This window comes from Arthrobacter sp. P4_F11, from assembly GCF_056401395.1.
In genome coordinates this window covers 80,146-92,437 of the sequence record NZ_JBFUJK010000002.1, presented here as the reverse complement: position 1 = coordinate 92,437, position 12,292 = coordinate 80,146, and the positions used below count along the sequence as shown (strand labels likewise).

General features: G+C 67.3%; 12 protein-coding genes and 1 riboswitch. Of the genes, 5 read left to right on the top strand and 7 right to left on the bottom strand.

The features are described from left to right. Positions 1–137 precede the first annotated feature (137 nt). From AC1DRO_RS03435 to AC1DRO_RS03425, 3 genes are all read right to left on the bottom strand, one after another. Positions 138–977 (bottom strand): aggregation-promoting factor C-terminal-like domain-containing protein, encoded by an 840-nt coding sequence (locus AC1DRO_RS03435; protein ID WP_476949827.1) that lies wholly within the window; start codon positions 975–977, stop codon positions 138–140. Beyond that, positions 977–1,136: riboswitch (cyclic di-AMP (ydaO/yuaA leader) on the bottom strand. Its footprint overlaps the gene before it by 1 nt. Positions 1,137–1,320: 184 nt before the next feature. Then, a complete protein-coding gene (locus tag AC1DRO_RS03430) occupies positions 1,321–2,931 on the bottom strand; it encodes a sensor histidine kinase (protein ID WP_476949990.1) in 1,611 nt (536 codons plus the stop codon). Between the two features lie 21 nt (positions 2,932–2,952). Then, positions 2,953–3,693 (bottom strand): response regulator transcription factor, encoded by a 741-nt coding sequence (locus AC1DRO_RS03425; protein WP_476949826.1) that lies wholly within the window; start codon positions 3,691–3,693, stop codon positions 2,953–2,955. Between the two features lie 242 nt (positions 3,694–3,935). Here AC1DRO_RS03425 and AC1DRO_RS03420 point away from each other — a divergent pair, with 242 nt between their 5' ends. From AC1DRO_RS03420 to AC1DRO_RS03400, 5 genes are all read left to right on the top strand, one after another. Continuing rightward, positions 3,936–4,907, top strand: a complete 972-nt coding sequence (locus AC1DRO_RS03420; protein WP_476949825.1) for a hypothetical protein — start codon at positions 3,936–3,938, stop codon at positions 4,905–4,907. Between the two features lie 547 nt (positions 4,908–5,454). Next, complete coding sequence (locus tag AC1DRO_RS03415; RefSeq protein ID WP_243181814.1) at positions 5,455–6,318, top strand: winged helix-turn-helix domain-containing protein; 864 nt, start codon at positions 5,455–5,457, stop codon at positions 6,316–6,318. A gap of 225 nt (positions 6,319–6,543) precedes the next feature. Continuing rightward, complete coding sequence (locus AC1DRO_RS03410; RefSeq protein ID WP_018774263.1) at positions 6,544–6,747, top strand: dodecin family protein; 204 nt, start codon at positions 6,544–6,546, stop codon at positions 6,745–6,747. Positions 6,748–6,802: 55 nt separating this feature from the next. Further along, the gene (locus AC1DRO_RS03405; RefSeq protein ID WP_018774262.1) at positions 6,803–7,330 is read left to right on the top strand and encodes a SixA phosphatase family protein; all 528 of its coding nucleotides are present in this window, start codon (positions 6,803–6,805) and stop codon (positions 7,328–7,330) included. A 137-nt stretch (positions 7,331–7,467) separates the two neighbouring features. Beyond that, positions 7,468–8,067 carry a hypothetical protein gene (locus tag AC1DRO_RS03400; RefSeq protein ID WP_476949824.1) on the top strand — a complete coding sequence of 200 codons (600 nt, stop codon included), beginning with the start codon at positions 7,468–7,470 and terminating at the stop codon, positions 8,065–8,067. A gap of 91 nt (positions 8,068–8,158) precedes the next feature. Here the strand turns inward: AC1DRO_RS03400 and AC1DRO_RS03395 are convergent, their stop codons facing one another. Genes AC1DRO_RS03395 through AC1DRO_RS03380 form a run of 4 tightly spaced genes read right to left on the bottom strand, consistent with a single transcriptional unit; the run spans position 8,159 to position 12,271 of the window. Continuing rightward, complete coding sequence (locus tag AC1DRO_RS03395; RefSeq protein WP_476949823.1) at positions 8,159–8,839, bottom strand: hypothetical protein; 681 nt, start codon at positions 8,837–8,839, stop codon at positions 8,159–8,161. 8 nt (positions 8,840–8,847) lie between these two features. After that, positions 8,848–9,483: a TetR/AcrR family transcriptional regulator gene (locus tag AC1DRO_RS03390; protein WP_476949822.1), complete on the bottom strand. Its 636-nt coding sequence runs from the start codon at positions 9,481–9,483 to the stop codon at positions 8,848–8,850. Beyond that, a complete protein-coding gene (locus AC1DRO_RS03385) occupies positions 9,480–11,516 on the bottom strand; it encodes a YhgE/Pip family protein (protein ID WP_476949821.1) in 2,037 nt (678 codons plus the stop codon). The genes AC1DRO_RS03390 and AC1DRO_RS03385 overlap by 4 nt, the downstream gene beginning before the upstream one ends. Continuing rightward, positions 11,513–12,271 (bottom strand): ABC transporter ATP-binding protein, encoded by a 759-nt coding sequence (locus AC1DRO_RS03380; protein ID WP_476949820.1) that lies wholly within the window; start codon positions 12,269–12,271, stop codon positions 11,513–11,515. Before AC1DRO_RS03380 ends, AC1DRO_RS03385 begins: the two co-directional genes overlap by 4 nt. Positions 12,272–12,292 lie beyond the last annotated feature (21 nt).

Genomic DNA, 12,292 nt, shown 5'->3' with positions numbered 1-12,292 from the left:
ATATGAGGGCTTTAGGGTCAAGCTGTGCGGGGACTGTGGAATTCTGGCCCGCCGGGCCGGTCCCGCAGTGGAGACGCAAGGAGGCCCCGGATCCATGCGGATCCGGGGCCTCCTTGGCGGGGGCGGCTAGTGCCGGTTTAGTACCAGTTGTGTGCGTAGTGGAAGTTCAGGGCACCGCAGGGGGAACCGTAGCGCGACTTGACGTAGTTCAGGCCCCAGTTGATCTGGGTCCGGTAGTTAGTCATGTAATCGGCGCCGGCGCTCGCCATCTTCGAGGCGGGCAGGGACTGGACCACGCCGTAGGCGCCGCTGCTGGCGTTCGTGGCGGTGGTCTTCCAGTCGGACTCCTTGGTCCACAGCTTGTGCAGGCACTGCATCTGGCCAGGTGCCCAGCCATAGCGGCCCAGCTGGGACGCGGCGTAGGCCTGCGCGCCGGCGGGGTCGTCGATTGCGACCGGTGCGGGGGCCGGAGCGGCTGCCGGTGCCGGAGCGGGTGCCGGAGCGGGAGCTGCCGCGGGAACCCGAGCAGGTGCGGGGGCTGCCGCGGGGGCCGGAGCAGGTGCTGCCGAGGCTGCCGGCGCGGCAGCAGCGGGGGCGTGGATCAGCGCTTCGGCTGCCTTAACCTCCGAGATCTGGGGAGCCACGTTCTTTTCCGCTGGAGCGCCCGGGCCAGCCACCTGGACCCGCTCGAAGTTGAGCTTGGCCAGCGGGTCGGCGATCGTGGCCGTCTGGCTCGCAACATTCGCCGTGTGGGCGCCGGGCTCTGCCGCTTGGCTGGCGGCACCGCCACCCAGTAGCAGTGCGCACGCGGCGGTGACGACGGCGGCACGGCGGCCGGTTACACCGAGCCCGGCGGCGAACCGCGACAGGGCGGATGCCTGCTTGACCGGTTCGGCGCGGTGGCGCGACTTGGCTGCGCCAACTGAGCGGGAATGCGAACCGCCGTCAGGGCGTGTTTGTACCTGGAATTCAGTCATGGTGGCCTCTCAACGCCGGCGGAGTTAGCTGTCGGGTTCGGATGAGGTCATCCGGCCGCACGGAACATCACGTGTCGGCTTCACCCCGAGGGCGCATGAAAGCAGAATGCCCGGGAACTCTGGGTCCCCCGCCTCTGCCTGGTCCAGCGGAATCCGGGAAGCGGCAGAGTTTGGCGTCCGTCCGGATATGCGGCACCGATGGCGGCGCACGCTAACGACGCTACAGGACCTGGCCGCTTAAGTCACATTTTGGTAACAGGAGTCACAGTGCCGGGGTGTCGGGTTGCGCCGGGTTCGCGGGCCGGCCGGTCCGGGCCGTTTGCGCCGACGGCGGCCGTTCCGGTTAAGCCGGCGGCGGCGCGGCGGGCAGCCGCACGGCGAACTCCGTGCGGCCCGGCCGGGACGTGACCTCGACTGTTCCTCCGTGGGCCTCCACGATCGACTGGACGATGGACAGGCCCAACCCGCTGGTGCCCTCGGACGTCGGCGCGGCGGTCGCCGTGCCGTGACCTCCGCGGCTGCCGGAAACGGCGCCGGAGGACGAGCGTGCGGGGGCCCCGGACCCTACCCTCGCCGTCGCGACGGCAGAATCGGCGGGGACGGCTGCGGGATTCGACGCCGGATTGGTGCGCGAGGCGTCGGCCCGGGCGAAGCGGGCGAAGACCCGGCCGATAAATTCCGGGGCGATGCCGCTGCCGTTGTCTGTCACGGTGACCACGGCACTGCCGTCAGCCGAGCGCATAACGCCCGTGACCACCTTGGTCCCGGGTTCAGTGTGCTTGCGCGCATTGGATAGCAGGTTGGCGAGGACCTGGTGAAGCTGGGTCGCATCACCGCGCACCACCACGGGCTCGTCCGGAAGTTCCAGCTGCCAGATGCGGTCCGGGGCCATGACTTTCTCATCGCTGACCGTCTCGATGGCCAGTTGGGTGAGGTCGACGTCGGAGATCTTGAGCGGCTGCCCCTCGTCCAGGCGCGCCAGCAGCAGCAGGTCCTCCACGAGCGTGGTCATCCGCTCGGACTGGCTTTGCACACGGGCGAGGGACCTCTCGCCGTCGGGGGTGAAATGCTCGGTCATCCGCATCAGCTCTGTGTAGCCGCGGATGGCCGTCAGCGGGGTGCGGAGTTCGTGCGAGGCGTCGGCGACGAACTGCCGGACCTTCATCTCGCTCTCCTGCCGCGCCTCGAGAGCGTTGGAGACGTTGTCCAGCATCTTGTTCAGCGCGTAGCCCACGCTGCCCACTTCCGTTCCGGGATGGGCCGCCGACGTCGGGACGCGGACCCCGAGCGCCACCTCGCCGGCGTCCAGCGGGAGACGGGAGACCTTGGTGGCGACCTCGGAGAGCTGTTCCAGCGGCTTCATGGTCCGCCGGATCAGGGCCGTGCCGGCGAGCCCGATCAGCACGAGTCCCCCTGCGGACACCACCACCATGGTCCAGACCAGGGAGGCCAGGGTGTTTTGTTTTTCTGCCAGCGGGAGTCCGGTCACGATCACGTCGCCGTACGGTGTGCGCGCGGCTGTGAGCCGGTAGGCGCCGGCCGAAAGGTTGCGGTCCACGGACACGCCGCTCGGGGTGAGGGCCAGGAGAACGTTGTTGTCGGCGGGGGAGAGGCTCTTGACCGCGCCGTCCCCGGCCAGGAATCCGGCCCTGCTGACTTCGCCGTCCACTATCCGTGCGTTCAGCGTCCCGACGCCCTGTCCCCGGGCTTCGAGGGGGTCGGGACGCCTGCCCGAATCGTCCGAGGAGGGCCGGCCGAATTCGCTCGAACGGTGCGAGGCCTGGTCCAGCTGGGTGTCGAGTTGCCGGGTGAGGAAGAGGTCCATGGAGGCGTAGCTGAACAAGCCCACAGCGCCGCAGATGGCCACGAGCAGCGCCATGGCTACCAGGACCAGCCGGGTGCGCAAATGCCACGTGGACGGGTTGCGCCAGTCGCGTCCGGGGACGCGGGTCATGCCGGAAAGTGAGGGCACGGATCAGTCCGCCGGTTTCAGGACGTACCCGGCTCCGCGCACCGTGTGGATCATGGGAGCGTGGTTGGCGTCGACCTTCTTGCGGAGGTAGGAAATGTACAGTTCCACGATGTTCGCCTGCCCGCCGAAGTCGTAGTCCCAGACACGGTCCAGGATCTGGGCCTTGCTGATGACCCGTTTCGGGTTTTCCATGAGGTAGCGCAGCAGCTCGAACTGCGTGGCGGTCAGGTGCATTTCCTCACCGGCCCGGGTGACTTCGCGGGTGTCGACGTTGAGCACGAGGTCTCCCACCACGAGTTCGGCGGTGTCCATGGCGGCCACTCCGGAGCGCTGGACCAGCCGGTGCAGGCGCAGCAGCACCTCTTCCATGCTGAACGGCTTGGTGACGTAGTCATCGCCGCCGGCCGCCAGTCCGGTGATGCGGTCCTGGACGGCATCCTTGGCGGTGAGGAACAGCGCCGGCACCTCCGGCGCGAACGCGCGGATCCTGTTCAGCAGTTCGACGCCGTCGAACCCGGGCAACATCACGTCTAGCACCAGCACGTCGGGGCGGAAATCCTTGGCCAGCCGGACGGCTCCAGGCCCGTCCTCGGCCACGGCCACGGACCAGCCGGCCATCCGCAGTCCCATGCTCATGAGCTCGGAGAGGCTGGGCTCGTCATCCACCACGAGGGCGCGGATGGGGGAGCCGTCCGGATGCGTGAGCTGGGGAAGGTTGTTGGTCATGGAGTGCGAAGTGGCCATGGGGACAACTCTCCGATCTGCCGGTTAGGCGGGGCTTTGGGGACCCTGTGCGGCACCTGTGAATCCCAGCCTAGCGAGCTGGATGCCGTTGCGGGACCTTGTTGGCCGCACCGGCCATGTTCAAACCCCTTTCCCGTCCGGCGCCAACGTCACAGGCCGGGCTGTCGGCCCGCACAGCCCAAGCACAGGATCGCTCACCACGCTGGGGTGAACACCGATCCGCACCCTAAAGGAGAAACACCATGAGCGGTCAGCATCCCGGAGCCGGTTCCGGACCAGCCCCCGAGTCAGCCCCTGTACCCGCCCCCACGCCCACCACCGGCGCGCCAATGGCGCCCGCGCCCGTAGCCACACCCCGTACTGCCTGGCAGTACAGCGCCGGACACACCGACGGCGGAACAGACCACACCGGACACGCCGGCGCCGGGCACGCCGACGGCGGGCGGCCTGAAGCAGGCGCTGCCGGCGGCTGGGGCGCGCCTCCGGTTTGGAAGGTTCCGGCCTCGGAACCTGCCTGGGGCATGCCCCGGCAGGAACCTGTCCCCGCCGCAGCCACAGGCTGGGGCGCGCCGGGAACTTCCGCCAAGACGGCCTCGGCGGCGAAGCCCTGGACCCTCAAGCGGGGGCTCGCCGTCGCCGGGGCCGCCGCAGTCCTGGCCGTCGGCGCCGGGGCCGGCGTCTATGCCCTCACCTCAAGCGCAACGGCAGCCACCGGTGCGCCCGGCGGGGCGGCAGCCGGCGGACCCGGCGGCCAGGGTGTCGCCCCGGGCGTGCCCGGTTCAGCGCAAGACGGTTCCGCGCAAGGTGGTTTCGCGGGCGGCGGCATGCCGGGGCCGGGCGGTCCCGGCGACTTCGCTGCCGGTGGCATGGGCAGCGGGCTTTCCGCGGCAGTGCACGCCGAATACGTGGTGCTGCAAGGAAGCGCGTACACCACGATGGCCGAGCAGTTGGGCACAGTGAGCGAGGTCAGCTCGTCCTCCGTGACGGTCAAGAGCAGCGACGGTTTCACGCGCAGCTATGCGCTGGGCAGCGACGTGGTGGTGAGTAATCTGCAACAGCGGCGCCAGCAGGCCGGCGGCACGGGCACGCAGCTGAGCGTCGCGGACATTGTCGCTGGCGGGACGGTGCGGATCGTGGCGGCCAAGGACGGTTCCGGCTACACGGCGGCCTCCGTCATGCTGGTCGCGGCGACGGCCACCGGCCAGTTGAACTGAGCCGCCGCGGCCGGCATCGCCACCGTGCCTGGCCGGCGGCGATTCCGGCTGCCCACTCCGTGGACCGCCTCGCAGGCAGCGGTGCGCAGGCGCGGTTTGGCCCAACTTGCCGTGCTGTGAACGATTTGCCTGATGTAGCCGCCGTGGACCGAATAATATTCGAGAAAGGGTACCTGCTGACCTTCCGGTCAGTAAAACACTTGTTATTTTATTGCCGCTACAGAATTGTGACTTGCGCTACAAATCCTCGATCTGTCTCACTATGTGGAACCTGGGGTCCATTGTTACTTGCACGTTTACATTGTTACGTTGCACACTTCAATTGTGAACAAGAACTCAACAGCACCTGCAGCCGCAGCTTCCTGGATCAGCACACCCGCTGGTACCGAGATGCGCTGTTGTCGAATGCACGCCTAACTTTTACACCCCTAAAGGTTTCTAGGCATTCGCCCCCAAGCCCAGAGTCGGGCGCCCCTCCCCAATTTCATTGCGGGGAAAGAAGCATTCGAGCCGCGATGACGGCCATTCACATTGAGGTAAGCATTCCATGTCAGTTGCATCCGGATACGTCCACATCTCCGTCCGTAACGCCAGCAAGGCCGGCCAGGCCTCAGGGATCCGCCAGGGCTTCGGCGGGCGCTCCGCGTTCGCCCCCGCCGGATCCGCGGGCAGCTTCCCCGCCCCCGGATATGCAGCGCAGGGCTACAACCCTGACTCCTACGGCCAGCTCCGTGCCGTCCCCCCCGCCCCCGCCACGGCACCCACCCCGGTGATCGCCCCGGGTGCCGGCAGCCCGGTCCGTCCGGCCCCCAGCGACAACGTCGCCCGCGGCTTCGTGCTGTACATGGGCATCGACGAGGAAACCGCGGCTGCAGCCGGCACATCCATCGCCAAGCTTGCCCAGGAAATCCGGGCCTACGCACAGTCGCTCGTGGCCGGTGCCGAAAGCTATGCCGCCGTCGCCGTCGCGCCGGCCAGTGCCCCGGGTTCCGCCCTCGACGTCGTCCGCTCGACCTTCGGTGACCCCACCGCGGGGGCCCGCCAGCGCACCGAGACCGCCCGCCTGCAGCAGCCGCAGGATCCGCGGCCTTCCGGGGTGCTGATCGACCTCGCCCGCCGTGAAGTGCACCTCGACGGCGAATCCCTGAACCTCACGTTCAAGGAATTCGAACTCCTGAACTACCTCGTGGAGAACGGCACCCGCACCGTTGGCCGCGACGAGCTCCTCGAAGGCCTGTGGCGGAACGCCGAAGAGGTCCCGAACGAGCGGACCATCGACGTCCACATCCGCCGCCTGCGTTCCAAGCTCGGCCGCCTCGCCAACACCGTGCGCACCGTGCGCGGCCAGGGTTACCGGTTCTACGAGCACCCCGAAGTGGTTGTCTGGGCCGCTCCGGAATACTCGATCTAGCCTCAGCTTTACGCAAAGCGCCCGTCCCTGCTTAGGGGGCGGGCGCTTTCGCGTTTCCGGAAGCTTCAGTGGCTTTCCGCCGGCAGCCACATTCCCCGACGGGCGCATTGGGTGGGCTGGCTGACGGGCCTTCGCCGCCGCTGCTGGTGGTTTTGGTTGGACTCTGTTGCCTTTCGGGGGTCCGGCGTAGTCTCGGACCGTTGAGCCGACTATTGGGAGGAAGACATGTCTGTTGCACGGATTACTACCCTGAGCGCGAACTCCAAGACCTCGTTCGATGCCGCCATCAAGGAGGGCATCGACCGGGCCAATAAGACGCTTCGCAATGTCACGGGGGCATGGGTGAAGGAACAGAAGGTCGAAATCAGCGACGGCGCCGTCGTTGCCTGGCACGTCGTGCTGGAAGTGACCTTTGTCCTTGAAGACTGAGCGGACGCTGGTGGGATGCGCGCCCGTGGGCCAGCCGCCGCACTAGGATTGGGGCATGAGCGCGCATCACATCAAACGGCTGGTGATCATGCGGCACGCCAAGTCCGATTGGCCCGGCGGGGTTGCCGACCACGAAAGGCCGCTCGAAGAACGCGGCCACAAGGACGCCCCAGTCGCCGGAAAGTGGCTGCTCAAGCACGGCGTGGTCCCCGATTTCATCCTCTGCTCCAGCGCTTTGCGGACCCGCCAGACCTGCACGTGGGTGTGCCACGCCCTCGGAGACAAGGCGCCAACGCCCAAGCTCGAGGATGGGCTGTACGCCGCCTCCGCCTTGCGCATGCTGGCCGTCATCAACCACGTCCCTGACACCGTCACCACCCTCATGGTGATTTCCCACATGCCCGGGGTGCAGGACCTTGCGATGCATCTGGCGTCGCGCGACTCCGACCACGATGCCTACATGGACGCTGCCACACGCTATCCGACCAGCGGGCTGACCATCCTGGAAACGGAAAAGTCGTGGGCCGAACTGGACGGGCAGGACGCCAAGCTGACCCACTTCAAGGTCCCCCGCGCTAAATAGCCGCAGGTCCGCCCGGTGAGGGCTGCGGAATCCATAGCAACCGGCGCCGATCTGCGGTTTACTGATGCTGTTTAGTCATGTGGTTTTTTCCAGTGGTTTTGGGGCATCTGTTGCAACCCGGAGAAAAGGTGATCAACGTGGATTCAGGGCAGCTCATAGGAATTATTGTCGGCATCGTCGTGGTGCTCGCGATCGTAGCGGTGGCGGTCATGGTCAGCCGCAAACGCAAGGTGGCCGCGGACCGGAACCGTGCGGCCGAGATGCGTGAACAGGCCAAGGCCGACGAATTCGCTGCGCGGGAACGCGACGCCAAGGCGGCCCGTGCCGAGGCCGACGCGCAGGAGGCCGACCTCGAGGCCGAGCGATTGCGGCAGGAAGCCCGCAAGCGCCAGGAAGAGGCCGAAAGCGTCCGCTCCGGCGCGCAGGAGCAACTGCGCAAAGCCGACGAAGTGGACCCTGACGTAGTCACATCTGAACGCGGCGGCGAGAGCGGGCAGATGCCGACCCGCGGGGATTTGCGCGCCGAGAGGGCCGCCGCCGAACCCGCAACGGGCAGCCAGGTCCCCGGCCAGCAAACGTCCGGCCAGCAAGTGTCTTCCGGCGAACAAGCGTCCGGCGAGCCAGCGTCCGGCCAGCAAGTGCCAGCCGACCAGCGCAGCCGCGAGGACGTAACCCGGACCGACACGGACCCGGGCCCGGATGCCACCCCACGGGAAGACAAGCCTCGAAACCTCTGAGCGGAACTCCTGAGCTGGCTCCAGGCGGAAGATCCTGTGCTGAACCTCTCCGCCTGTGCTGAGCCTTTCGCCGGGTGGTGATGCGCGGGACTCAGCGGCGGGCCGAGGCCCGGGCTGGTGATTTGGGGGCAGGCGACTTGGCCGGGGTCTTCGTTGCTGGCTTGACCGGTGTCTTCGCCGGTGACTTGGCCGCGGGACGGGCAGTGGCCCGCGGAGCAGCCGCCCGCGGAGCAGCCGCCCGCGGAGCCGCCGGGCGCGCGGCGGTTCCTCTCGGCGTCGGCCGCGGTGCGGAAGGCCTCGGATTCGCAGACCTGGCCCCCGCTCCCCGCGCGGCGGGCGACGGGCGGCGTCGCGGAGCACGGCCCGGGGAACGCCGGCCGTGGCTCCTGCCGGGCAGGACGGTGCCGGCGAACAGCAACAGTAAGGTGACGGCTCCGGCGGCCATGGCCAGATAGAAGTACAAATCCGGATGCTCGGAATCGACGCGCGTGGACAGGGCCTCGGGATCGGGGTTGAAGGCCAGCCCCCACTGACGCAGGAAAGCGACCCCGAACGCGATGAAGAGGATGCTGCCGACCCCGCTCGCGGCCAAAGTCTTGTGCCGGCGCCGGACCACCACCTCCGCCACGCAGGCCACATAGGCCGTCGCGGCAGCCCCGACGAACCACACCAGCACCCACTCTTGCAGGGTGATTCCGGTCAGGACCAGAAGTGCCAGGGCAGTGAGAAACGCTCCGATGGCGACTTTCCCGTTGGTACCCATGTGACGCATGTGAACAATCATGCCCGAGCTGGCGGCTGCTTCACGACGTAGCCGCGCATGGAGGCCATGATTGCGGCCACACTCTGCTCCCTGGTGCGCTCCGGGTTGTACGTCTGGCGGTCCAGGCCCACCACGAAGCAGGCCCCAAAGATTGCCGTTTCCAGGCTGCCCCGGGAAACGGCGGAATCCACGGGGTAGACGGCGGCGACGCCGTCGATGGCAGAGCCGATCACCGCGAGCAGGCGCCCGCGGAGCTCGGCGAAGGTGTCCTGCCATTCGCTGGGGGTGCGCCAGCTTTCGCTGACCCAAAGCCGCGCGAAGGACGGGTACTCGGCCATGAAGTCCATGGCCTGGCCGATCATCTCCTCCATGGCGGCGAGGGGGTCGGCGGAGCCGTCGCGGACACTCAGCAACCGCGCCAGCAGGATGTCCACGCCGTGGCGCAGCAGCTGGGCGATCAGGTCCGACTTGCTGCCAAAGTTGTAATACACCGTGCCCTTGGACACCCCGGCTGCCGTGGCGATCTCGTCCACCGTCACGCCCGCCGCGCCGCGCTCCCCGATCAGTTCCATGGACGCCTCGAACAGTTTCTGCTTCGTGGCGTTCGTGCGGGCGGGACGGAGCTTCTTCTCTCCGGTCCCCACTGTGCTCATACGGCGATCTCCGGTTTTAGGGACTTCAGGGTCCAGAACTTGTGCTTGTGAACGGCCAGCGTGGAAAGCGCCGCCCCGAGCACAGTGTACCCAAGGAGGCCAACCACCGTGGGCACGATCAAGGAAAGGTCTGCGCCGTAGATCAGGTGCCGCATGCCGGCCACCACATAACCCATAGGCAGCGCCTCGTGGACAAAGTGCAGCGGCTGCGGGGTGGTTTGCCACGGGAAGGTTCCGCCGGAGGAAACCAGCTGCAGGACCAGCAGGATAAGCACCACGAATTTCCCGGGAGTTCCCAACAGGGCCACGACGCCCTGGATGATGGCACTGAAGGCCATGGCGGCCGCCAACATGAACAACCACATCAGCACCGGGTGGGCAGGCTTGAGGCCCAGGCCCAGGTCCACCACGAGGGTGAGCAGCGTGGCCTGGATGACTGAAACGGCAAAGAACGGCAGCCAGCCGCCGACGGCGATCTTCCATGACGGGGCGTTGGACGCCAGCGCGCGTTGCGTGATGGGCCGCATGGCCTGGACCAGCATGAATACGCCGATCCACAGGGCCAGGGTCAGGAAGAATGGCGCCAGGCCGGCACCGTACGACGCTGCCTTGGCCTGAGAGACGTCGCTGACGGCAACAGGGTCCGCGATCACCTTTGACAGGCTGTTCTTCTGGGCGTCATCGGGATTGGGGATCTTCCCGGCACCCTTGTCCAGCTCTGAGGCCAGGGTGGCGGCGCCATCCGAGGCCGTGCGGGCGCCATCCTCCAGCTGGCCCGCCCCGTCGTCGAGCTGACGGGCGCCATCTGCGAGCCTGGCAGTGCCGTCGACAGCGCTTTGCTCGCCCGCGGCCAGCGCGGCCGAGCCAGCTGAGAGCTGGGTGGCGCCGGCTGAAGCCTTTGAGATGGCATCAGTCAGGGCCGGCGTTGCTCCCGCAAGTTTGGCCGCCCCGGAACTTACGGCGGCGGACCCGTCGGCAAGCTGCTGGATCTGGGCTGCATCCGTTTGGATTCTGGACTTCGCATCGGCCACCGGGCTTGAGGCTGCGGCGGTATCGAAATCGGCCAGGATTTTGCCGGCCTGGTCGGGGGTGATGATCCCGGCGGCAATCAGACGGCTGTTGGATTGCACCACACGGTCCCGGAGGCCCTTGTCAGCAGCACTGAGTTGCCCGACGACGTCCTGGACTTTCGTGTTCAATGCCGCGTTTCCCGCCGCGACTTGCGCGGCGCCGTCCGCGAGTTTCTGCGAGTCGGCAGGGAGTGTGGCCGTCCTGTCCTTCAGCTGCGTCAGGCCGGCGCTGAGCTGGCCGGCGCCGGAATTGAGCTGGTTGGCGCCATCGCGCAGCTTCATTTGACCGGCGGCGAGTTCTGCGACTCCGCCGTTCAGCTGGCTCGTTCCGGAATGCAAACTGACTGCCCCGTCCCGGAGTCTTGCAATGCCGTCGGAGAGTTTTCCGGCCCCGTCGGCGGCCTGGACTATCTGAGTATGGATTGTGCCGAAGCCCGTCAGGAGCTGGTTCGCTGTCTCCTCGCCCACCTCCTTGGCAACCGTCGAATGCACGGCAGCGGTCAGCTTGTCCACGATGTTGCTGAGGACGTAGTTGTTGGCATCGTTGGTGGTGACATTCAGCATGGCTTGGTTCGCGGCGTCAAAGCTGCCCGGGGAGACCAGGTTGGCCGAGAAGTCCTTGGGAATCTTGAGCGCGAACGCGTACTTGCCGCTGCTCACGCCCTGGTCCGCTTCCGCGGCGGTGGTGACTTTCTGCCAGTTGAAGACGTGGCCGTCCACGAGGCTGTCGGCGACCTTTTTCCCGGCCTCGAGCCGGGTCCCGTTGCTGGCGGACGCGCCGGTGTCCTCGACTACCAAGGCGGCGTCGATCTGGTCCAGGTTCCCGTACGGATCCCAGTTGGCGTAGAGGTACACCGCGCCGTACAGCAAAGGCACCATGGTCAGCGCCAGGATGGTCAGTTTGGGCAGGAGCCCGCCAGTCATGCGCTTGAGCTCGGAGCGGGCCAGCCGCAGAACAGTCACTTTAAGGCCTCGGTTTCGAACGGGATGGGTTCAGGGTTCCGGTGTTTCGCGGGATGGCCTTCTGTCGTCTGCGCATCAGGCTGGGAGGGGTCCGCGGATGCGTCAACGATGGAAACCGTTGCGGCGGCAGCCTCAACGGCGTTCCCGATTGCGGCGGAGGGCCCGGTCCAGCCGTCCGGCAGTGCCGCGACGGTGGCGACGACGGCGAGCGGCCGGCCGCCGTCGTGCGCCAGATCTTCCAGCCTGGGAAGCCAGTCCGCGGGATCTGCGCTGTGCCTGTCCGGAGAATCGACCACCAGCAGATCTGTTCCGGGGTTGGCCAGGGCAAGGGCGGTGAGCAGTTCGACGCGTCGCCGGGCCGGAATCTGTTCGGTCCAGAGGCCGGCAATGTCCTCGAAGCGGTTGACCTTGAGCCAGGGTTTGCTCAGCAGAGCACCGCGATAGCGCCGGGGGATGAGCGCGAGGTCCTCGGTGACGAGGTCGCCCACGCTGAGATGCTGTTCGGGCTCGTTGACACCGGGGGAGTCCACGAGTGCGCTGGCCAACCGGAGGCGCTTAATCTTGGAATTTCCGTCCCAGCTGAGCACTCCCCCGGAGGGCTTCATCCGGCCGCTGAGTGTGAGGGCGAGGGCTGTTCGCTGGTCCTGGCCGTCGCCTTCAACCAAGAGCAGCTCCCCGGCACGTACCTCAAGGGACGTGGGTGGGAGCAGGTCATTCCGGCGCCCGTTCACACGGAGCTGTTGCACGGAGAGCATGTAAGCCTTTCGCAGGGTCTA

Coding starts and splice junctions, on each gene's coding strand:
- AC1DRO_RS03405 (WP_018774262.1), top strand. CDS start 6,803: ATGAGCGCGCATCACATCAAACGGCTGGTGATCATGCGGCACGCCAAG.
- AC1DRO_RS03390 (WP_476949822.1), bottom strand. CDS start 9,483: ATGAGCACAGTGGGGACCGGAGAGAAGAAGCTCCGTCCCGCCCGCACG.
- AC1DRO_RS03430 (WP_476949990.1), bottom strand. CDS start 2,931: ATGACCCGCGTCCCCGGACGCGACTGGCGCAACCCGTCCACGTGGCAT.
- AC1DRO_RS03380 (WP_476949820.1), bottom strand. CDS start 12,271: ATGCTCTCCGTGCAACAGCTCCGTGTGAACGGGCGCCGGAATGACCTG.
- AC1DRO_RS03410 (WP_018774263.1), top strand. CDS start 6,544: ATGTCTGTTGCACGGATTACTACCCTGAGCGCGAACTCCAAGACCTCG.
- AC1DRO_RS03425 (WP_476949826.1), bottom strand. CDS start 3,693: ATGGCCACTTCGCACTCCATGACCAACAACCTTCCCCAGCTCACGCAT.
- AC1DRO_RS03395 (WP_476949823.1), bottom strand. CDS start 8,839: ATGCGTCACATGGGTACCAACGGGAAAGTCGCCATCGGAGCGTTTCTC.
- AC1DRO_RS03435 (WP_476949827.1), bottom strand. CDS start 977: ATGACTGAATTCCAGGTACAAACACGCCCTGACGGCGGTTCGCATTCC.
- AC1DRO_RS03415 (WP_243181814.1), top strand. CDS start 5,455: ATGTCAGTTGCATCCGGATACGTCCACATCTCCGTCCGTAACGCCAGC.
- AC1DRO_RS03420 (WP_476949825.1), top strand. CDS start 3,936: ATGAGCGGTCAGCATCCCGGAGCCGGTTCCGGACCAGCCCCCGAGTCA.